20 protein-coding genes are annotated in these 21,567 nt (G+C 63.8%); 13 read left to right on the top strand and 7 right to left on the bottom strand.

The features are described from left to right. Positions 1 to 61: 61 nt before the first annotated feature. The 9 genes from ACSQ84_RS02205 to ACSQ84_RS02245 all read left to right on the top strand — a co-directional run bounded on the left by ACSQ84_RS02205 (position 62) and on the right by ACSQ84_RS02245 (position 9,527). A complete protein-coding gene (locus tag ACSQ84_RS02205) occupies positions 62 to 1,375 on the top strand; it encodes a c-type cytochrome (protein WP_436210007.1) in 1,314 nt (437 codons plus the stop codon). Positions 1,376 to 1,471: 96 nt separating this feature from the next. Then, positions 1,472 to 1,687, top strand: coding sequence for a hypothetical protein (locus tag ACSQ84_RS02210; protein WP_436210008.1), 216 nt, complete (start codon positions 1,472 to 1,474; stop codon positions 1,685 to 1,687). A 229-nt stretch (positions 1,688 to 1,916) separates the two neighbouring features. After that, complete coding sequence (locus tag ACSQ84_RS02215; RefSeq protein ID WP_436210009.1) at positions 1,917 to 3,152, top strand: amidohydrolase family protein; 1,236 nt, start codon at positions 1,917 to 1,919, stop codon at positions 3,150 to 3,152. Between the two features lie 6 nt (positions 3,153 to 3,158). Next, positions 3,159 to 4,397, top strand: coding sequence for an amidohydrolase family protein (locus tag ACSQ84_RS02220; protein ID WP_436210010.1), 1,239 nt, complete (start codon positions 3,159 to 3,161; stop codon positions 4,395 to 4,397). 27 nt (positions 4,398 to 4,424) lie between these two features. Next, positions 4,425 to 5,255, top strand: a complete 831-nt coding sequence (locus tag ACSQ84_RS02225; protein ID WP_436210011.1) for an ABC transporter permease — start codon at positions 4,425 to 4,427, stop codon at positions 5,253 to 5,255. A 2-nt stretch (positions 5,256 to 5,257) separates the two neighbouring features. Next, on the top strand, positions 5,258 to 6,310 hold the full coding sequence (locus ACSQ84_RS02230; protein WP_436210012.1) for an ABC transporter ATP-binding protein: 1,053 nt from the start codon (positions 5,258 to 5,260) through the stop codon (positions 6,308 to 6,310). A gap of 31 nt (positions 6,311 to 6,341) precedes the next feature. Beyond that, complete coding sequence (locus ACSQ84_RS02235) at positions 6,342 to 7,385, top strand: ABC transporter substrate-binding protein (RefSeq protein ID WP_436210013.1); 1,044 nt, start codon at positions 6,342 to 6,344, stop codon at positions 7,383 to 7,385. A 20-nt stretch (positions 7,386 to 7,405) separates the two neighbouring features. Beyond that, positions 7,406 to 8,290, top strand: coding sequence for an ABC transporter permease (locus ACSQ84_RS02240; protein WP_436210014.1), 885 nt, complete (start codon positions 7,406 to 7,408; stop codon positions 8,288 to 8,290). 19 nt (positions 8,291 to 8,309) lie between these two features. Next, positions 8,310 to 9,527 carry a M24 family metallopeptidase gene (locus tag ACSQ84_RS02245; protein ID WP_436210015.1) on the top strand — a complete coding sequence of 406 codons (1,218 nt, stop codon included), beginning with the start codon at positions 8,310 to 8,312 and terminating at the stop codon, positions 9,525 to 9,527. A 155-nt stretch (positions 9,528 to 9,682) separates the two neighbouring features. Here the strand turns inward: ACSQ84_RS02245 and ACSQ84_RS02250 are convergent, their stop codons facing one another. From ACSQ84_RS02250 to ACSQ84_RS02275, 6 genes are all read right to left on the bottom strand, one after another. Next, positions 9,683 to 10,468 (bottom strand): ABC transporter permease, encoded by a 786-nt coding sequence (locus ACSQ84_RS02250; protein WP_436210016.1) that lies wholly within the window; start codon positions 10,466 to 10,468, stop codon positions 9,683 to 9,685. Beyond that, positions 10,465 to 11,277: an ABC transporter permease gene (locus ACSQ84_RS02255; protein WP_436211149.1), complete on the bottom strand. Its 813-nt coding sequence runs from the start codon at positions 11,275 to 11,277 to the stop codon at positions 10,465 to 10,467. The genes ACSQ84_RS02250 and ACSQ84_RS02255 overlap by 4 nt, the downstream gene beginning before the upstream one ends. 131 nt (positions 11,278 to 11,408) lie before the next feature. Beyond that, positions 11,409 to 12,473, bottom strand: a complete 1,065-nt coding sequence (locus ACSQ84_RS02260; protein WP_436210017.1) for an ABC transporter substrate-binding protein — start codon at positions 12,471 to 12,473, stop codon at positions 11,409 to 11,411. 39 nt (positions 12,474 to 12,512) lie between these two features. After that, entirely contained in the window at positions 12,513 to 13,820 is a 1,308-nt protein-coding gene (locus ACSQ84_RS02265; RefSeq protein WP_436210018.1) for an NAD(P)/FAD-dependent oxidoreductase, read from the bottom strand. Positions 13,821 to 13,833: 13 nt separating this feature from the next. Further along, a complete protein-coding gene (locus ACSQ84_RS02270; RefSeq protein ID WP_436210019.1) occupies positions 13,834 to 14,532 on the bottom strand; it encodes an HAD family hydrolase in 699 nt (232 codons plus the stop codon). A 44-nt stretch (positions 14,533 to 14,576) separates the two neighbouring features. Further along, entirely contained in the window at positions 14,577 to 15,659 is a 1,083-nt protein-coding gene (locus ACSQ84_RS02275) for an ABC transporter ATP-binding protein (protein WP_436210020.1), read from the bottom strand. A 257-nt stretch (positions 15,660 to 15,916) separates the two neighbouring features. On the opposite strand from ACSQ84_RS02275, the gene ACSQ84_RS02280 reads away from it, so the two are divergent. Continuing rightward, complete coding sequence (locus ACSQ84_RS02280; RefSeq protein ID WP_436210021.1) at positions 15,917 to 16,864, top strand: LysR family transcriptional regulator; 948 nt, start codon at positions 15,917 to 15,919, stop codon at positions 16,862 to 16,864. Between the two features lie 12 nt (positions 16,865 to 16,876). Here the strand turns inward: ACSQ84_RS02280 and ACSQ84_RS02285 are convergent, their stop codons facing one another. Further along, positions 16,877 to 17,425, bottom strand: a complete 549-nt coding sequence (locus ACSQ84_RS02285) for a cupin domain-containing protein (protein WP_436210022.1) — start codon at positions 17,423 to 17,425, stop codon at positions 16,877 to 16,879. Between the two features lie 161 nt (positions 17,426 to 17,586). On the opposite strand from ACSQ84_RS02285, the gene ACSQ84_RS02290 reads away from it, so the two are divergent. The 3 genes from ACSQ84_RS02290 to ACSQ84_RS02300 all read left to right on the top strand — a co-directional run bounded on the left by ACSQ84_RS02290 (position 17,587) and on the right by ACSQ84_RS02300 (position 21,427). Beyond that, positions 17,587 to 18,915, top strand: a complete 1,329-nt coding sequence (locus tag ACSQ84_RS02290; protein WP_436210023.1) for an aspartate aminotransferase family protein — start codon at positions 17,587 to 17,589, stop codon at positions 18,913 to 18,915. Positions 18,916 to 18,986: 71 nt separating this feature from the next. Then, positions 18,987 to 20,252, top strand: a complete 1,266-nt coding sequence (locus ACSQ84_RS02295; RefSeq protein ID WP_436210024.1) for a D-amino acid dehydrogenase — start codon at positions 18,987 to 18,989, stop codon at positions 20,250 to 20,252. Between the two features lie 62 nt (positions 20,253 to 20,314). Next, positions 20,315 to 21,427: a D-alanine--D-alanine ligase family protein gene (locus tag ACSQ84_RS02300; protein WP_436210025.1), complete on the top strand. Its 1,113-nt coding sequence runs from the start codon at positions 20,315 to 20,317 to the stop codon at positions 21,425 to 21,427. The last annotated feature ends 140 nt before the right edge of the window (positions 21,428 to 21,567 follow it).

The following is a 21,567-nucleotide window of genomic DNA, read 5'->3' on the forward strand; positions in this document are numbered from 1 at the left end:
GCGCCTCCTTTCAGCACAGCTGCCTTGACGGCGACACGAACGGACGAAACGATCGCCGCGAATGCTCCGTGCTCACACCATCTTCCGTTTCGTGTGGCTGACCTGGGCCGCTTTGCTGGTCCTGCCGGCCTTTGGAACCAGCGCCGCCCACGCGCAGTTGCGCGGCCATGGCGGACCGGTGCGGGCCTTGGCGATTTCGCCCGACGGTGCGACCGCCATCTCTGGCAGCTTCGATTCAACCGCGATCCGCTGGTCGCTGACATCAAATGCCGCCGAGCAGGTGCTTCGTTTCCACGCCGATGCCGTCAACGCGGTCGCCTTGCTTGGGGAGGGAAGGGCCGCAACGGCAGGCGCCGATGGCCGCATTGCGATCTGGACCGCCGGCCGCACCCGGCCCGACGCGGTGCTGGAAGGCCATAGCGCGCCGATCGCAGCCCTTGCGGTTTCGCCTGACGGCGCAACGTTGGCTTCCGTGTCGTGGGATCACACCGTGCGTCTGTGGCCGCTGGCGGGCGGCGCGCCGCGCGTGCTGGAAGGGCATACGCAAAACGTCAATGGCGTGGCGTTCGCGCCCGACGGCCGCACGCTGGTCAGCGTCAGCTACGATCAGAGCATTCGCATCTGGCCGCTGGCGGACACGTCGCCACCATCCGTCATTGCGATGCCGAGCCCGCTCAACGCGGTCGCGATTGGCCGCGATGGCGAAATCGCGGCCGGAGGCGCTGACGGCAGGCTGTATTTTCTGGGCAGCGACGGCACCCGCTCCGGTGACGTCGAAGCCGGCCCGAGGCCCGTGATCTCGATGGCGATCTCGCCTGACGGTGCGTGGGTCGCGGCCGCCGGTATCGGCGGCGCGGTCGCGGTGATCGATCGCAAGACGCGCAATCTCGCACGCACGCTGGTCGGTCCCGGGATGCCGGTCTGGTCGGTGGCGTTTCTGCCGGACAGTCGAACGCTGCTGACCGGCGGTGCGGACAGCACCATCCGCCGCTGGAACGCGGTGACAGGCGATCTCGTCGACGCGTTGCTGTTTGAAAATGCGGCAGACCCGCTGGCCGCGTACGCCGGCGACCGCGGCGCGGATATTTTTCGCGCCTGCGTAGCCTGCCACACGCTCGGCTCCGATCAGGTTAACCGGGCAGGGCCGACGCTGGCGGGCCTGTTCGGCCGGCGCATCGCGACCTTGCCGGGATATGATTTTTCCGACGCGCTCAAGCGGCTCGATATCGTCTGGACGCCGGAGACGGTTTCCAGATTGTTCGAGATCGGGCCTGCGGCCTACACGCCGGGCACCAAGATGCCCGAGCAGCGCATTGGCTCCGAACAGGACCGTGCCGCTTTGGTGCAGTTCCTCGAGCGCGCGACGAAGCGGTAGGAGAAAGCGTGCGGCGTCTGTGACACAGTTCACATGCGTGGGTCGGGCGTTGCGCTAAGGCAAGAACGGGGTGGGCTTCTCCGAACGGAGGTTCCCATGAACCGTTTGATGCTTTCTGGATTCATTGCGGTCGCCATTCTCGCTGCTGCAATCACCATGCTGCCGTCGCACGCACTCTGGGGCCATCGTGCCACCGCGACGATTGGCATGGCCTCGCCGCAACAACACCAGACCTCGACCGTCCGAAACAAACTTCCGATCGAGGAGTTTGAGGATATGTCGCTGGTCTTCTCGGAGCCGCCCAAGCGCTGAACCGTGCGGACGGCATGATTGATTATCGCGACTTCGCCGACGCCGGCGCGTGAACTCGCATCACGACGCGCTTGCTTCCGTCAGCAGTTTCGATTCGCCCGATAGCCACATCGCCCAGGGCACAGCGCTCAGCAAATGAGCGCATGGCTTGCCCATTGACGTGGGCAAACCGGCATAGGACATTTCGATCAACGCGCGGATCAACGCGCGAATGATCGGAAGCCGGACTATGGATGTCATCCATTTCAAGAATTTCGAAATGCTCGACCCGGAGGTTGGGGAATTGCGCGGCGGCCATGAACTGGTCGTCGAAGACGGCACGATCCGGGAAATCTCGGCCAAACCGATCCGGCTTGCCGAGGCCAGCGTGATCGACTGCGGCGGGCGTACGCTGATGCCCGGCCTGATCGACAGCCATGTCCATGTGGTGTTGTCGGAGGTCGTGATCCGCAACATGGAAAACGTGCCGTTGACGCTGATGACGGCGCGCGCCGCCCGCCTGATGCACAAGATGCTCGATCGCGGCTTCACCAGCGTGCGTGACACCGGCGGCGCCGATTGGGGCCTGAAGGAGGCGACGGATAAAGGGCTGATACCCGGGCCGCGGCTGTTCATCGCCGGGCGCGCGATCGGCCCCACCGGTGGCCACAGCGACGCCCGCCGTCGCACCGATTTTGGTTCACGCTGTCATTGCTGCAACGCCATGTCGTTCTCCATGGGCGTCGCCGATGGCATCACCGAGGTCCGCCGCGCAGTGCGCGAGGAAATGCGTCAGGGCTGCGACCAGGTCAAGATCATGATGTCCGGCGGTGTCGCCTCGCCGTATGATCCGCTCGATAGCCTGCAGTTCTCGGTCGGCGAAGTCGAGGCTGCCGTGCAGGAAGCGCACGCCTTTGGCCGCTATGTCTGCGCGCACGCCTATACACCGGAGGCGATCACGCGCGCGGCGAACGCCGGCGTCCGCACCATCGAGCACGGCAATCTGATCGACGATGCCTCGGCAAAGCTGATGGCCGAGAAGGGCATGTTCCTGATCGCCAATCTCGTCACTTATTTCGAGATGAAGAAGCATGCGGCCGAATACGGCATGAATTCCGACATGCTGGCCAAGAACGATCTCGTGATCGACGGCGCTCTGAAATCGCTCGAAATCTGCAAGCGCCACGGTGTCCCGGTCGCCTACGGCACCGATCTGCTCGGCGAGTTGCAGGTGGCGCAGTCGGAGGAGTTTTCGCTGCGCGCGCAAGTGCTGTCGCCGGCCGAGATCATCCGCTCCGCCACCACGATCGGTGCTGAGGTCACCCGCATGGAAGGCAAGATCGGCTGCCTGAAGCCGGGCGCGTTTGCCGATTTGCTGGTTGTCGACGGCGATCCGCTCAAGAACCTCAAGCTGCTCGGGGACCAGGGCCGGCACCTTTCGGTCATCATGAAGGCCGGGCGCTTCCACAAGAACCGGCTGCAGTGAGTTCGGATGACGAAGCAAATCCTGTTCAAGAATTTCGAATTGCTGGAGCCTTCGTTCGGCGAGCTCCGCGGCGGCTATCAGTTGCTGGTCGAGGGCGATACCATCAAGGAACTCAGCGAGGGCTCGATCAAGGCCGCTGGGGCTGAAATCGTCGACTGCGGCAAGCGCACGTTGATGCCGGGACTGATCGATTGCCACGTCCACGCGATCCATAGCGAGGTCAACGTTCGCTTCATGGAGATGTTGCCGCTGACGCTGGTCACCGCGCGCGCGGCGACGCGGTTGCGCGCCATGCTCGACCGCGGCTTCACCACTGTACGTGACACCGGTGGTGCCGATTGGGGCATCAAGACCGCGATCGAAACCGGGCATATTACCGGTCCGCGGCTTTATATCGCCGGCCAGTCGATCGGTCCCACCGGCGGCCATTCGGACTCGCGCCGCCGCACCAATCCGGGCGGCGAGTGCGTCTGCTGCAACGGCCTGCAATTCAAGTCCGCGATCGCCGACGGCGTCGACGAAGTGCGCAAATGCGCGCGCGAGCAGATGCGCCAGGGCGCCGACCATGTGAAGATCATGATGTCCGGCGGCGTCGCGTCACCCTATGATCCGCTCGACAGCCTGCAATTCTCGGACGGCGAAGTCAGCGCGGCGGTGGAGGAGGCGACCGCCTTCGGCCGCTACGTCTGCGCCCATGCCTATTCCGCTGAATCCATTTCCCGCGCCGCACGGCTTGGCGTCCGCACCATCGAGCACGGCAATCTGATCGACGATGCATCGGCCAGGCTGATGGCCGAGAAGGGCATGTTCCTGGTGGCCAACCTCGTCACTTATTACGCCATGAAAGACCGCGCCAAGCAGTTCGGCATGATCGGCGAAAGCCTCGCCAAGAACGAAATCGTGCTGCAGGGCGGGCTGAAATCGCTGGAGATCTGCAAGCGGCATAATATTCCGGTCGCCTATGGCAGCGACCTCCTGGGTGAACTGCATTGGGACCAGTCCAAGGAGTTCACGATCCGCCAGGAGGTGGTCTCGCCGATCGAGATCGTCCGCTCGGCGACCACGATCGGCGCCGAGGTTCTGCGCATGCCGGGCAGGGTGGGTACATTGCAGGCAGGTGCCTTCTCCGACGCCATCCTGGTCGACGGCAATCCGCTGAAAGACCTTGCGCTGCTTGGCGATCAAGGCAAACATCTCTCCTTGATCATGAAGGCCGGCGTTCTGCACAAGAACCGGCTGAATTGATCGCAGGGTTCTCATAAAGAGGCGATCTTGACCGTCGTACCCCGATGGACTTCATCACGCGTTGTCGGCCGGATGGCGCTCGGGACGGCGGCTGGCGTGTCGCTTGCATATATCCTGCTGCCGATGTTCTTCGTGATCTGGCTGGCGTTCTTCGCACAGGAAATTCCGTCATTCCCTCCGGAAGGCTATTCGCTGAAATGGTTTCGCGCTGTTCCCGGCAATGACAGGTTCGTCAACGGATTCCTCCTCAGCCTGCAGGTCGCCGTGGTTTCGACATCGATCGGTCTTGCGATCGGCGTTCCCGCCGCGGTTTGCCTGGTGCGCGGGCGCTTTGCCGGACGTGAGGCCGTGAACAACCTGCTGTTGCTGCCGCTGATCGTGCCGGGCATCGTGCTCGGCATTGCGCTCTATGTCTTCCATGTCGAAACCGAGATCATGACGGGCTGGCCGATCCTCGGCTCGCTCGGCGGTCTGGTGGCGGGTCACGTGCTGATCGCGATCCCCTGGACGGTGCGCCTGATCACCGCGAGCCTCGTCGGGATGGATCGCGCCGTCGAGGAAGCGGCGCAAAGCCTCGGCGCCGATCGTCTGACCACGTTCCGGCGCGTCACGCTGCCGGCCATTTTGCCCGGCATCGTCGCGGCCGCTCTGTTCGGCTTCATTGCCTCGTTCGGCAATCTGGAAATGAGCCTGTTCCTGGTCGGCCCCGGCCGCACCACGCTGCCGATCGCCATCCTGCAATATCTCGAATGGAAGATCGATCCGACGATCGCCGCGGTATCGGTGCTGCAGATCCTGTTTATCGCCGGGGCCATGCTGCTGACCGATCGGTTCGTCAAGATCGGTCGCGTGGTCTGAGCATGGCGCGTCTGCAATTAACCGGCATCACCAAGCGCTATGGCGAGTTCAAGGCCGCCGACGACGTGTCGCTCGACATTGCCGATGGCGAGTTTCTGGTCCTGCTCGGCCCTTCCGGCTGCGGCAAGACCACGACCTTGCGCATCATCGCCGGCTTCATCGAGCCGACCTCGGGCAGCGTGCGCGTGGGCGATCGCGACGTCACTTCGCTGCCGCCATGGAAGCGCAACACCGGCCTCGTGTTCCAGAGCTATGCGCTGTTTCCGCACATGAGCGTGGCCGAGAACGTCGCGTTCGGCCTCGAGATGCGCAAGATGCCGAAGGCGGAGATGGCGCCGAAGATCACCGAGGCCCTGCGCCTGGTGCGGCTCGATCATCTCAGCGACCGGCTGCCGCGGCAATTGTCCGGCGGCCAGCAACAGCGCGTGGCGCTGGCTCGTGCGCTGGTGTTCCACCCCGACGTGTTGCTGCTCGATGAGCCCTTGTCCAATCTCGACGCCAAGCTGCGCCAGGACGTGCGCGTTGAAATCCGCGAACTGCAGCGCAAGCTCGGCTTGACCACCGTGATGGTGACCCACGACCAGGAGGAGGCCCTGACCATGGCCGACCGCCTCGTCGTCATGAGCGAAGGCCGTGTTCGCCAGATCGGCTCGCAGCAGGATCTCTACGAACGCCCCGCGGAAAAATTCGTCGCCGATTTCGTCGGCCGCTCCACCTTCATCGACGGCCGCATGGATGGCCCCGGGCGCTTCGTCTCGGCCGGCGGCCTCGTGGTTGCCTGCGAAGGGACCGCTGCCGGCAGCGCCTCGCTGGCGCTCCGTCCCGAACGGCTCGCGCTGATGTCGGCGGCAGCACCGGCGATGGACAACAGCTTTCCCGGCTCGGTCGAGTTCATCTCCTATCTCGGCTCGCAGGTGGATCTGCATGTCCGCCTGTCGCCCAAGGAGCGCGTCATCGTGCAGATCCAGAACCGCCCGGAGCAGCCGCTGCCGGTGATCGGAGAACAGGTCCATATCGGCTGGAGCAAATCGACAGGCCGCGTCTTTCAATCCTGATATCTGCCAACCAACACCCGGAGGCACCACCATGAACCGATCGAAATCCCGCCGTGAAGTCCTGCTCGGTGCCGCTGCCCTGGCCGGCGCCGCCGGTCTGCCGCGCATGGCATCGGCGCAAGCCAAGGGCCGCATCGTCGTCGGCACCTGGGGCGGGGACTATGCCCGCCTGCTCAACAAGAATGTCGAGGCGCCGCTCTTGATCAAGGACGGCTGGGAGGTGGTACAGGATCAGGCCGGCGATCCCGAACGGCGCTCGAAAATGCTCGCCGAAAAGCGGCTGCCGCGCGGCACGACCGATGTGCAGGGTCTTTCGGCCATCAACATGTTCCAGATGCACGACGCCGGCACCGTGCTGCCGATCGACTACGGCAAGCTCAAGAATGCCGGCAATCTGCTGCCGGCGATGAAATATCCCTACGGCGTCGGCCATATCTATTCGGGCAAGGTCGGCGTCTACAATCCGAAGATCATCACGACCCCGCCGGTCAGTTACAAGGACGTGTTCGACCCCAAGCAAGGCAACAAGGTCGGCATCATCGACATCCAGTACCAATACACACTGGTCTGCGCCGCGCTCGCCGCCGGCGGCAAGGTCGATGACCTCGAGCCTGGCAAGAAACTGCTGCTGGAGTGCAAGAAGGCCGGCATGCGGATCTATCCGACCAACGAGGCGTTTGCCCAAGGTCTGAAGTCGGAGGAATTCGGCCTCGGCGTGATGTGGAAAGCCCGCGTGGTGCAATGGCAGAACGCGGGTATTTCCGTGACGTCGATGACTCCGACCGAAGGCGCACTGGCCTATGTCTCGGGCTTCGTCATCCCGAAAAACTCGCCCAACAAGGAAGGCGCCTACGCCTATCTCGACGCCATGCTGGACAAGAGCGCGCAGGAGGCCTTCGCCGTCGACATGGGTTACAATCCCACGGTCACCAACGCCACGGTCGCGCCCGATCTCAACAAGCGGATCGGCTTCACCCCCGACGAGATCAAGAAACTGGTCGATCTCGATTACAATTATCTCAACAAGAACGACGTCGCGCTCAAGGAATGGTGGGACAAGGAGCTGAAGGGTTGAGCTGGCATTAGCAGCAGCCGATGGCCGTGCCCGCGCCAGCGCAGTTCCAGTCCGACGAGAAGCCTTCGTCGCTGCTCTCGGCCACGACATTGGTCGGGCCGGCGACGGTGTTCGTGGTCGCTGGTCTGGTGTTGCCGCTGGCGATCCTGCTGCGCTACAGCTTCGACAAGGTCGACGCGCGGCGCATCATGATCGACACATTCTCGTTCGACAATTACGTCAAGTTCTTCTCCGACCCGTATTACACCGGCGTGCTGGCGACGACGTTGCGGGTGGCCGCGCTTTGCACCGTCGTCTGCCTCGCGATGGGTCTGCCGCTTGCTTATGTGCTGGCGCGCACCCAGTCGCGGTACAAGAATGTGCTGATCATGCTGGTGGTGCTGCCGCTGTTCGTCGGCAATGCGGTGCGCGCCGCCGGCTGGATGACGCTGTTCGGTTCCAAGGGCTTTCTCAACGTCACCTTGATGCAGATCGGAATCATCACCCAGCCTCTGCAGATCATGTTTACCGAGGGCGCCGTGATTGCCGGCATCATCGCCGTCAATCTGCCCTATATGGTGCTGTCGCTGCAGAGCGTGATCGAGGGTATCAACCGCAATGTCGAGGAGGCCGCCTTCAGTCTCGGCGCCGGGCCGGCGACGATGTTTCGCCGCGTGCTGCTGCCGCTGTCGCTGCCGGGCATCCTTGCCGGCACCATCCTGACCTTCATCCTCGGCATGAACGCCTATGCGACCCCGGTGCTGCTCGGCGGCCCCAGGTTCAAGATGATGGGACCTTTGGTGTACGGACAGTTTCAACTCAACAACTGGCCGTTCGGTGCGTCCGTCGCGTTCGTCCTGATGACGGCAACCCTCGGGTTGACGGCGGCGGCAAATATCCTGATACAGCGCCGGTTCCGGCGATGAACGTTGAAAGGCACGTGCGATGACGGTTGGTGTTGGCGGTTCGACCGCGGAGGCGGAACTCGCCGCCCTCAAGAACATGCGCGGCGACGCGCCGCCGATCGGTGTCGAGGAACGGCTGCAGCGCATCGCCCGCGCCCAGGCCATCATGCGCGAGAAGGGCATCGACGCGCTCTATCTCGATGTCTCCTCCAGCATGACCTATTTCACCGGCTTGAAGTTCCGCCGCACCGAGCGCATGCACAGCGCGGTGCTGCCGGCGAGGGGGGAGATCGTCTATATCTCGCCGGCCTTCGAGGTCGAGAAACTCAAAACCATGACCTCGTTCGGCGAACGGATCGCGGTGTGGGAGGAGGACGAGGACCCCACAGCCACCGTCACCGAGACCGTGCGCGCGCTCGGCTATCCCTCCGGCACCATCGCCGTCGATGAGGCGACGCCGTTCTTTACGTTCGATGGGCTGCGCCGCGCCGGCAACGCCTACACCTTCATCAATTCGATCGACGTCACCGCCGGTTGCCGCATGATCAAGTCCGAGCAGGAACTCGCGCTGATGCAGACGGCCAAGAACATCACGCTCGAAGCCCACAAAGCCGCAGCCCGCATCATGCGCGAAGGCATTACCACCACCGAAGTGCAGGCCTTCCTCACCGCCGCGCACCGCAAGCTCGGCTCGGAAGGCGATCCGCCGTTCAACGCGGTGCTGTTCGGCGAGGCGACGGCGTATCCGCACGGCGTGCCCTATCCGCAGACGTTGCAGCAGGGCGACATGATCCTGATCGATACCGGCGCGCCGGTCGATGGCTATTTGTCCGACATCACGCGTTCCTACGTGTTCGGCGAACCGAGCAAGCGCCAGCGCGACGTCTGGAATCTGGAGAAGGAGGCGCAGGCCGCCGGCTTCGCCGCCGCCAGGCCGGGCAACCGCTGCGAGGACATCGACATCGCCGCGCGCGGTGTCATCAATGGCGCCGGTTTCGGCCCTGGCTATGCGACGCCGGGCCTGCCGCATCGCACCGGCCACGGCATCGGCCTGGATGTGCACGAATGGCCCTATCTGGTGAAGGGCGACAAGACCGTGCTGAAGCCCGGCATGACCTTTTCCAACGAGCCGACCATCTGCATCTACGGCGAGTTCGGCGTGCGGCTGGAGGACCACATGGTCATCACCGAAACCGGCGCGCGCTGGTTCACCCAGCCGGCGCATTCGGTCGACGACCCCTTCGGCCTGGAGAAGTAAGGCGGGATGACTAGATCGTATCGGCACACGTCATCCTGCGGTGCGAGCGAAGCGAGCCTCGAAGGATGGGCCACGGGCGCTTCTCATCCTTCGAGGCGCGCAAGAGCGCGCACCTCAGGATGACGCGATAGGGCGAGCTAGGGCAAGGAGCCTTGTCAGCCGCTCTTCTTCTGCCGCGTGCTGGCGATCAGCACGAGCAGGAATGAGGCCGCCGTCATCAGCGTGCTGATCGCGGCGATGGTCGGGTCGATCTCGTCGCGCAGCGCCGTGAACATCCGTTTTGTCAGGGGCTGGTACTGGCCGCCTGATATGAACAGGCCGACCACCGTCTCATCCATCGCCGAGATGAAAGCGAAGATGGCGCCCGTCAGCACGCTGGCCTTGATCTGCGGCAGCGTGACGGCGAAAAAACTGCGCAAGCGGTTCATGCCGAGGCTGCGCGCCACCATCTCCTGTGCCGGATCAAAACTCTGCAGGCCCGCCACCACCGAGGTGATGACGTAAGGGAGACCGAGCATGACGTTGGCGAGCACCAGTCCCGACATCGTCGCGACCAGGCCGACCTTGGCATAGACAAAGAAGATGCCGACCGCCGTGATGATGATCGGCACCACCAGTGGCAGCATCAGCATCATGTGGACGATGCGCATGAGGCGCATTTTCGAATTGCTGATGGCGTAGGCGGCGGCGACGCCGAGCGGGGTTGCGATCAGGACGGTGAGGATGGCCACCGCAAAGGTGACGCGGGTCGCCTGCATCCAGGCCGCATTGCCGATATATTCCTCGTACCAACGCAGCGACAGCGACGGCGGCGGGAAGGTCAGGAAGCGGGTGCTCGAAAACGACATCGGCACGATGATCAGCACCGGCAGGATCAGATACAGCAGCACCAGCGCGCAGAACACGACGAAGACGATGCGGGGGAGTGAGAACGTCTTCATTTTTGCCCCAATATGCGGTCGAGCGGAATGAACCGGCCGACGATGAGGAAAATGACGAGAACGCTGACCAGCAGCACCACGCCCACGGCGCTTGCGGCCCCCCATTGGTCGTAGAGCTCGACGTTGCGGCTGACCAGCAGCGACACCATGACGGTGCGGCCGCCACCGAGCAGTTCGGGCGTGATGTAGAAGCCGAGGCACAGCACGAACACCAGTGTGGTGCCGGCGAGCACGCCGGGCAGCGACAGCGGCAGGAAGACCCGCCAGAACACATGCGAAGGACTGCCGCCGAGGCTGGAGCCGGCCTGCATCAGATCGTGCGGGATCTTCTGCATGGTGGCGTAGAGCGGCAGCACCATGAACGGCAGCAGGATGTGCACGGTGGCCACCACGGTACCAAACGTGTTGTGCACCAGCGCGAGCGGCTCGTCGATGATCCCGAGATATTGCAGGAACTGGTTGATCACCCCGGTCCGCTGCAGCAGCGCCAGCCAGGCATAGGCCCGCACCAGCACGCTGGTCCAGAACGGCAGGATCACCAGCGCCAGAATCAGTACGCTCCATCGCTTCGGCACCACACTGGCGGCGTACGCAATCGGATAGCCGAGCAACAGCGCCAGCACCGTCACCAGCAGGCTGATCTGGAAGGTCAGCGAGAAGCTGCGCCAGTAGATCGCTTCGCTGAAGATACGGCGGTAGTTCTCCAGCGTGAAACCGTCATGGTAGATCGATTGCCAGGCGAGCCAGCCCACCGGGAGCACGATCAAGAGCAGGATCACCAGCAGCGCCGGCGACGCCAATGCAAGCATCAGGCCCTGTTCGCGGCGATGATGACGCAACGAGAGGTCTGGTGTGGAAGGGGTCAATGCCGTTTTCCTGTCATTGCCGGATGGTTGGAGCGAGGTTGGGGGCTGGTCAACCCCGCTCCAGGCGGGTCCCTCTATTTCTGCACGAAGGAGACCCAGCGCTTCTCGGCGGCTTCGCCTTCCGCCGACGACCACCAGGCATAGGACATCAGCGCCTGCTTCTTGGCGTTCTCAGGTGCGCTCGGCAGTTGCGCGACGCGTTCCGGCTTGACCACGCCGGTGTCGAACGCCTTCGGGTTCGCCGGGCCGTAATCAATGTGCAGCGGCAGATTGGCTTGGTGCACGGGATCGACGGCCTCGTTGAGGAACTTGACCGCCGTCGCCAGATTCGGCGCGCCCTTGAGGATGCACAGCGAGGTGCTCTGCAGGATGCCCTGATTATAGGTATAGGCGACCTTGGCGCCTTCCTTGGAGAGCGCGCTGACGCGGCCGTTCCAGGCCATCACCATGTCGACCTCGCCGTCGTTCAGAAGCTGGGCGGATTGCGCGCCCGAAGTCCACCACACCGTGATGTTGGGCTTGATCTCCTCGAGCTTCTTGAAAGCGCGGTCGACGTCGAGCGGATAGAGCTTGTCGGGCGCGACACCGTCGGCCATCAGGGCTGCTTCCAGCGTCGCGATGGGGTGGTTGCGCAGTGCGCGGCGGCCGGGGAATTTCTTCACGTCCCAAAAATCAGCCCAGCTGTTCGGCGCGGTGCCATCAGGATATTTCTTCTGGCTGTAGGCCAGAACGCTGGAATAGAACTCGTACGCCACCGAATAGGCGTTGCGATAGGCTTCCGGCATCGCGGCGGCGTTGGGGAGCTTGGAGAAGTCGAGCTTTTCGATCAGCCCCTGGTCGCCGCCGCGCAGGCAATAGCCGGTCGGCACGTCGACCACGTCCCAGATCGGCTTGCCGCTCGCGACTTGCGATTTGATCACCGGCCAGGCGTCGGGAATGCTGTCCTGGTTGATGGTGATGCCGAGCTTCTTGGCCGAGGGATCGAGGATCGCAACGGTCTGCGCTTTCTGATAGGCGCCGCCCTGCGACACGAAGGTGATCTGCTCGGCGGCGTTGGCCGCAATGCTGGTTGACGCGAAGAGCCCGAGCGCGACGCTGAACAACGCGCGGCGCAATCCTGTGTTGGAAGCAACTGCCATTTTCCGTTCCCCTCCTGTTATGATCGGGCTTAGCGTGCGCTATTGCCCGATCGCGTCCAAAAACTGGTACCAGCCGGCCACCATTCGGACGGCCGGTTCGCGCAGCGGATAAAATGGAATGACCTTGAGGCGGCTGGCATCGAGCAGCCCGACATCAGGCTTTTCGCCGCGCACGAATGCTGCGAGATAGCGCCCCATGAGGCTGGACATCGCCACACCGGCGCCGTTGTAGCCCATCGAGAACAGGGTCCGGTCGTCGAGTCGGCCGATATGCGGCATGGAATCCAGCGTCATGCCGACGAGGCCCGACCATTTGAAGGCCAGCGGCACGTCGCCCAGTTCCGGGAAGATGCCGATCATGGCCTTGCGCAGCGCGTCGAAGGCGGCTTCCGAATCCTGCTTGCCGAAGGCGCCGCGGCCGCCGAAAATCACGCGGTCGTCGACCATGCGGAACCAGCGCATCATGCGCTTGGTCTCGGTATAGGTGCGCCCGGTCGGCATCAGGGTGCCGGCCAGATTATGCGGCAGCCGATCGGTGGCGATGATCGCGCTGCGGAACGGCACCAGCGTGTGCTGCATGTGCCGCGTCGCGTCCGTCAGGTCGGAATAGCTGTTGGTGGCGATGATGACCTGTCGCGCGCGCACCGCGCCATCAGGCGTTTCGGCGATCACGCGCCCGTTCTCGCGCCGCAGCTTAAGCACCGGGCTCGCCTGGAAAATGGCAACGCCGCGCTGCGCCAGGCCTTCGGCGAGGCCATGCAGATAATTCAGCGGATGGATGCCGCCGGAGCCCGGATTGAGCACGCCGCCGACGAACGCCTGCGAGCCGGTTTCCTCGCGCACCTCATGGGCGTCGAGCATCCGGACGTCCGCATCGCCCATCTCGCGCTTCATCCATTCGGCTTCGTCGATCGCGGCTTTAAGCGTCGCGTGGTTGTGCGCCGCCTTGACCTGTCCGGTGCGCGTCAGCCGCGCGGCGGTGATGCCGAATTCGGACACCAGTTCCTCGACGATCTCGGTCGATTCATGCGCGATCTCGTACATGCGTTTGGCCATCGCGCGGCCATGAGCGGCATCGATGCCGCGGAACGACTGCCGGAATTTTGCGGTGATGACGCCGCCATTGCGGCCGCTCGCGCCCCAGCCGGGACGGTTGGCTTCGAGCACGACCGGCGCGAGGCCGCTTTTGGCGATGTGATGCGCGGCGGAGAGGCCGGTATAGCCGGCGCCGATGATGACGACGTCGGCCTGAACCTCGTCTGACAGCACGGGAAAGGTCCGCAACGGCGTGGCCGTGCTCGCCCACAGCGAGTTGGCCGCTGCCATTGGGGTCCAGACCTCAGCCATCGCTGCGTGCCCCTCAGTGTCCAACCGCCGCGTCGGCGAAGGCTTTCATGGTAGCGAAATGAAAGTCGGGCTTGGTCAGCACAGGCACTTCTGGCGTGCCGCCGAATCCCGCCATGCCCTGGCGGCGCTCGATCCAGCACACTTTATAGCCGAGCTTGCGCGCGATCCCGATGTCATGGTGCTGGCTCTGCGCCACATGCAGTATGTCGGACTGCTTGTAGCCGAACGCCGATTGCCGCCCTTTGTTGTAGGCGAAGAATTCTGGGTTCGGCTTGGCGACGCCGGTCTCGTCGGCGCAGACGCTATCGTCAAAGGGGTCGCCGAGCGCGTGGGCGTAGCAGGACAGCGCCACGCGATCGGCATTGGTCATCGCCACCAGCCGGAATTTCGTGCGCAGGCGCTTGAGTGCCTCGACCGAATCCGCAAACGGCTGCCAGCGCAGCACCGCGAGCTGGAAGGAATCGCAGGCCGCGTCGTCGGCGGGCAGGCCAAGTTCCCTGGCGAGGTGGCGGTAGACGTCGAACATCACTTCGCTGGAGCGCTCCGGATGCGCGTCGCGGCCGCGCTTGTAGGCGGCGAAGATTTTGTCGTCGCTGAGATCAGTGGCGCTTTTCCCGGAAATCTTGCGGACGGCGTCGAGCACGCCGGTTTCGAAGTCGATCAGGGTGCCGACGACGTCGAAAGTGAGAACCTTGAAATTGCTGAACGACATGGGCGTTTCTTCTCTGGTGTTGGGACTGCGTTGGTGGTGGACGTTCATTCCGATGCTTTCGGCACGATGATGGTATCCTCGGGGTGCAGGGTCACGGTGAGGGGGCCGCCGACGGGCGGGATGCGGCGATAGGCTTCGTGATGGCTGGGCTGGCGCAGGCTCAGCGCCGTGCCATCGGGCAGGGCGATAAAAATGCGCAGGCTCTCGCCCTGGTAGACGACGTCGGTGACGGTGCCGGTCAAGCGGTTGAGCGCAGCGTCATCAGCGCCGCCGTCGATCAGGAGTTTTTCGCTGTGCACCGCCAGCATCAACCCATCGCCATTCGGAATGGCGCGTGCGCTGCGCAGCGTTAGCGGCCCGAGCGCAACGCTGCCGGCATCGATGCGGCGGACCGGCAGCAGGCTCGCCTCGCCGATGAAACTGGCGACAAAGGAATCCGCCGGATGATCGTGCAGCCGCGCGGGCTGGTCGATCTGGATCAGGCGGCCGTCCTTGAGAATGGCGACGCGGTCGCTCATGGTCAGCGCCTCGCGCTGGTCGTGGGTTACGTAGATGATGGTGGCGCCGATGCGCTTGTGGAGCTGGCGCAGCTCGATCTGCATCGATTCCCGCAATTGCTTGTCGAGCGCGGAAAGCGGCTCGTCCATCAGGATCAGGCGCGGCTCGAAGATCATCGCGCGCGCCAGTGCCACGCGCTGGCGCTGCCCGCCGGAGAGCTGCGCCACACCGCGTTCCTCGTAGCCGGCGAGGCCGACCATCGCCAGCGCGCCGCGCACTTTCGCGGGCCAATCGGCCTTCGGCAGCCGCCGCGCGCGAAGCGGGAAGGCGACGTTCTCGCCGACGCTCATATGCGGAAACAGCGCGTAGTTCTGGAACACGACGCCGATGTTGCGCTTGTGCGGCGGCTCCAGCGTAACGTCGCGCTCGCCGAAATGGATCGAACCTGAAGTCGGCTGGATGAAGCCGCCGAGCAGGCCGAGCAGGGTGGTCTTGCCGGATCCGGATGGTCCGAGCAGCGAAACGAACTCGCGTGGCGCGACGTTCAGCGTGACATTGTCGAGCGCCACGACCGCACCATAGTGCTTGCTCGCGGATTTGATTTCGACGCTTTCACCACCGCTGCCCAATGAACGACCTTCCTGTTGCGCTTCGCCGGTGGCCGCATGAATGCGGCTTCCCGACGTCCCCGCCGCAAGGCTGGGGATTGAACTGGCATGATCTCAATTTATAGGCGGACGCTTCCCGCGCGACAGGGGAAGTCTCCCCGACCGCGGTTTGGCTCGGAATGCTCCGCTTCCCGGCAGGCCTCCTTGATCGGCAAGGCAATCAAAATTAGCCCAATCCGGCAATTGCCAAATTATCACCTGCATCATAACCTGAGATCATGCCTGACCTTCGCCGGATGCTGCCTTCCAGCAATGCGCTGTTCGTCTTCGACGCCGCCGCGCGCAACGGCAGTTTTACCGCGGCGGCGGCCGAGTTGAACGTGACCCAGCCGGCGGTGAGCCGGATGCTGGGGCGGTTCGAGGATTACCTCGGGGTGCGCCTGTTCGACCGCAGCGCCGGGGGAGCGACCCTGACGGAAGAGGGCGAGCTGCTTTATCGCCGCGTCACGGACGGCTTTCGCAGCATCGAGAGCGGGCTGGTCGAGATCGAGCGCCGGCGCCGGGGCACCGAAACCGTCACGCTCTCGGTTTCCTCGGCCTTCACCAACCATTGGCTGATGCCGCGCATCGACAAGCTGCAGCGCGCGTTTCCAAGTGTCGACCTCCGGTTCCAGTTGATCTCGGGCTCGCTCCGCGGTGCCGTCGAGAACGTCGACGTCGGCATGCGGTTTCGCGATCAGGACGACCCCGAGACCAACGGCGCCCTTGTCATGAAGGAAGTCATGCTGCCGATCTGCAGCCCGGGCTACCGCGATACGAATGTTGCGCGCAAGCCTGCCGAGGGGCGCACCATCATCAAACTGGCCGACACGCCCGAAGACTGGGTGCTGCAATATCCGGGCGCGCTCACCGGCGCATCCGGTCCGGCCAAGGCGCTGAGCTTCTCGGATTACGCGGTCGTGGTGCAGGCGGCGCTGCTCGGGCAGGGCGTGACGCTCGGCTGGATCACCGTCGTCGCGCATTGGCTGTTGACCGGCGCGCTGGTGCCGGCTTCCGCAAAACTCGTCTGCACGCGGCGGGTCTGCGAGCTCGTCACCCCGCGCAACCGACCGATCCGCCCCGTTGCCGTCGAAATCAGGGACTGGATCATCGCGCAAATGCGCAGCGACATCGTGGCGATCGACAAGCGTTACCCGCGCCTGAAACTGATGGCGGCCAGCTATTGATTTTGCCCGCCCTCAGAACGTCGGCGGCGTGCAGGCGCTGATCAGTTCGCACGGCTTGGCGCCGACGCAGCGAAAACGATGCGGCCGGCGGCTCTCGAAATAATAGGCGTCGCCGGGCCCGAGGATGCGGCGTTCACTGTCCACCGTCACCTCGAGCCGGCCCGACAGAATGATGCCGCCTTCCTCGCCATCGTGCACCAGCGGAATGCGCCCGGTGTCGCCGCCGGGCTCATAGCGCTCTTTTAATATCTGCAAGCTGCGGCCGAACAGGTTGTCGCCGACCTGGCGAAACGAGATCTTGCCCTTGCCGATCTCGCTCAGTTCGTCGGAGCGGTAAAACGCCTTGCGCGGCTGGTCGGGTTCGAGGGCGAAAAATTCCGCCATCCCCATCGGGATGCCGTCGAGGATGCGCTTGAGCGCGCCGACGGAAGGGTTCATCTGGTTGGATTCGATCAGCGAAATCGTCGAGTTGGTTACCCCCGAACGCTTGGCGAGTTCGCGCTGCGATATCTTGTTGCGGGCGCGGACGAAGCGTAACCGTTCGCCGACATCTATGCTCATCGTCGCCTCGAGGGTCAGGTTTGGGGTGTTGAGTGTGTTGCGGATCGAACGAATGTTACCCAACGACTCCAGCAAATTCAATGGCTTGGGTGGTAGCAGAAAAGGACTTGCTGCACATCATCAACATGATGTCGGGTAGGGAAACCGCAAAGGAGCGCCCCATGACGATTCACCAGATTCCCAACACCGTAAAGCTCGAATCGTTCTGGATGCCGTTCACGGCCAATCGGCAGTTCAAGGCCGAGCCGCGGCTGTTCGCTTCCGCCTCGGGCATGCATTACACGACGATCGACGGCCGCAAGGTGATCGACGGTTCGGCCGGCCTCTGGTGCGTCAATGCCGGCCACGGCCGCAAGGAGATCGCCGCCGCCGTCGAGCGCCAGCTGATGAACCTCGATTTTGCGCCCTCGTTCAACATGGGCCACCCGCTGGCCTTCGACTTCGCCGAGCGGCTGGCGGCGATCGCGCCGACCGGGCTCGATCGCATCTTCTTCACCAATTCGGGCTCTGAATCGGTCGATACCGCGCTGAAGATCGCGCTGGCCTACCAGCGCGCCGCAGGCCAACCGACCCGCACCCGCCTGATCGGTCGCGAGCGCGGCTATCACGGCGTTGGTTTCGGTGGCATGTCGGTCGGCGGCATGGTGAACAACCGCCGCGCCTTCGCGACCCATTTGCCGGGTGTCGACCATATCAGCCACACCCATGATCTCACCCGCAACGCGTTCGCCAAGGGCCAGCCCGAGCACGGCGCCGAACTCGCCGACGATGTTGAACGGCTGGTGGCGCTGCACGGCGCCGAGACCATCGCCGCCGTCATCGTGGAGCCGGTACCGGGCTCGACCGCGGTGCTTCCGCCGCCGAAGAACTACCTGCAGCGGCTGCGGTCGCTGTGCGACAAGCACGGCATCCTCTTGATCTTCGACGAAGTCATCACCGGCTTCGGCCGTCTCGGTGCGCCGTTCGCCGCCAATTATTTCGGCGTCACGCCAGACATGATGACGACCGCCAAGGGCATCACCAACGGCACTGTTCCCTGCGGCGCCGTGTTTGCCAGCCGCAAGATCCACGACACGCTGATGACGGGCCCGCAGGCCCAGATCGAGCTGTTCCACGGCTACACCTATTCGGCGCATCCGGTGGCCTGCGCGGCCGGCCTCGCGACGCTCGACATCTACAAGGATGAGGGCCTGCTGACGCGCGGCGCTTCGATGGCCGATTACTGGCAAGATGGCCTGCATTCGCTCAAGGGCTTGCCGAACATGATCGACATCCGCAATTGCGGCCTGATGGGCGCCATCGAGGTCGCACCGCGCAAGGACGCGCCGGGCGCGCGCGGTTATGATTTGATGGTCGATTGCTTCAACAACGGCCTTTATCTGCGCCAGAGCGGCGACTCCCTTGCGGTCTCGCCGCCCCTGATCGTCGAGAAGAGCCACATCGACGAGATGGTGTCGATCCTCGGCGACGCGATCAAACGCGTGGCCTGATCCTTGCTCTAACTGCGGCATCGACTATCGTGCGGTGATCAGACGATGCCGCGGCAGAAGCATGAGGGATCGTGAAAGTCTTGATTCTCGGCAGTGGCGTCATCGGCGTCACCTCAGCCTATTACCTCGCCAAGGCCGGCCATCAGGTGACGGTCGTCGACCGTCAGCCAAAGCCGGCGCTGGAGACCAGTTTTGCCAACGCCGGCGAAGTCTCGCCCGGCTATTCCTCGCCATGGGCGGGGCCGGGCGTGCCGGTCAAGGCGATCAAGTGGCTCTTGATGAAGCATGGCCCGCTGGTGATCCGGCCGAAGCTCGATCCCGTGATGTGGATCTGGCTTCTGAAGATGCTGCGCAACTGCACCTCGGAGCGCTATGCGGTCAACAAGCGGCGGATGATTCCGATCGCCGAATACAGCCGCGACAGCCTGCGTGCGTTGCGCGGCGAGATCGGCATTCACTACGACGAGCGCGAGCGCGGCACGCTGCAACTGTTTCGTTACGCGGCGCAGCTCGACGGCACCGCGGACGATATCGCGGTGCTCAAGCAATACGGCGTGCCGTTCGAGGTGCTCGATCGCGCCGGCTGCATTGCCGCCGAACCGGCGTTATTGAAGGTTTCGGACAAGATCGCCGGCGGGCTTCGCCTGCCGCAGGACGAGACCGGCGATTGCCACATGTTCACGCAGGCACTTGCGCTCGAGGCCGAAAAGCTCGGCGTGCGCTTTGCCTTCAATGTCGGGATCGAGGGATTGATCGCGGATGGCTCGCGCGTCACCGGCGTTGCCACCTCTAATGGCGTGTTGCAGGCCGATGCCTATGTCGTCGCACTCGGCAGCTGGTCGCCTCGGCTGCTGCGGCCGCTCGGCATCTCACTGCCGGTCTATCCCGTCAAAGGCTACTCGATCACGGTGCCGATATCGGATCCGGACGGTGCTCCGGTATCCACCGTAATGGATGAAAGCTACAAGGTCGCGATCACGCGGCTCGGCGATCGCATCCGCGTCGGCGGCACCGCTGAGATCTCCGGCTATTCCGACAAGCTCTATCCGGCGCGGCGCGCGACGCTCGACCATTCGCTGACCGAGCTGTTTCCGCGCGGCGGCGATCTGTCCAGGGCGACTTTCTGGTCCGGACTGCGCCCAATGACCCCCGATGGACCGCCGGTGATCGGCCCGACGCGCTATTCCAATCTCCACCTCAATACCGGTCACGGCACGCTCGGCTGGACCATGGCGTGCGGCTCGGGGAGGGTGCTCGCGGACATGCTGTCAGGCCGCAAGCCGGATATCGATGTGAAGGAACTCGCGCTGACCCGGTACGAACATCGGTTCGGATGATCCCATCCGTCATTCCGAAGCGCCACGGTCGATGAAGGTGGGCAACGGGAGGAGGGACGATGATGTCGAAACAGCTGCCTAAGCTCACCGTGGGACTATTGTTCGGAGGTCGCTCGGCCGAGCACGACGTCTCGCGGGCCTCCGCGGCCAACGTGTTGCGCGCGCTCGACCCGGCCAAATACGATGTGGTGCTGATTGGTTTGTCCAAGGACGGCCGCTGGCTATTGTGCGACGCCGGAAATAAAACCGCAGCAGGAGCGGTGGTGCTTGCGATCCCGGAGGACGGTGCTCCACTCGCGCTGGTGCCCGGCGGCAAAGGACAATTGTTGCGGTTCGCTGAGAGCGGGCAAAAAGCCGCCGTTCCCCGCATTGATGTCATGTTCCCGGTATTGCACGGGCCGAACGGCGAGGATGGAACGGTCCAGGGTGCCCTTGAGCTTGCCGATGTGCCCTATGTCGGTTCGTCGGTGATGGGATCGGCTGCTGCCATGGACAAGGACATCGCAAAGCGGTTGGCGCGCGATGCCGGCCTTCCCGTCGTGCCTTTCGCAACGGTGACCGCTCAGGCGCCGCTGGATTACGCGGCGGCCGCTCGCGCGGTCGGCAGCGCAGACGTATTTGTCAAACCGGCCAATCTGGGTTCGTCCGTGGGCATTTCGCGCGCGCGGTCTGCGGAGGAGTTCGCTCAGTCGTGCGCACTTGCATTCCGCTTTGACCGCAAGATCATCGTAGAGCGACGCATCGATCGCGCACGGGAGATCGAGTGTTCCGTGCTCGAAGACGAGAAAGGCGACGTTCGCGCCTCGCCCCCGGGCGAAATCGTGCCGGCAGACAGGCATGGCTTCTATTCTTATGAGGCAAAATATACCGATTCGAAGGGAGCCAGTCTCGTCATTCCGGCTGATGTTTCGCCGGAACAGAAGGCACGTTTCCAGGAGCTTGCCATCGAGACCTTCCAGGTCCTGGGTTGCGGAGGTCTGGCGCGTGTTGATTTCTTTCTGGAAGGCGAGGAAATCTTTGTCAACGAAGTGAACACACTCCCGGGCTTTACCTCCATCAGCATGTATCCAAAGCTCTGGGAGGCAGCTGGACTCTCTCAATCCGATTTGATCGACACCCTGATTGCTCACGCGCTCGCCCGGCATGCCGGGCAGCAACGTCCTGTGGAGCGGTGAACCCTACACCTCGTCGTCGGGCATGACGAGGTTCAGTGCGTGAAAATACCCGGCTATCGCTCTGCTCATCCAGGCTACAGGTTGGAACATTACGCCGCGCAGTGGGTTCTGGCACCTAGGCCCAGTCTGTTATGCAGCGT

The organism is Bradyrhizobium sp. LjRoot220 (assembly GCF_964252915.1).
In the GTDB taxonomy this organism is placed as follows: domain Bacteria; phylum Pseudomonadota; class Alphaproteobacteria; order Rhizobiales; family Xanthobacteraceae; genus Bradyrhizobium.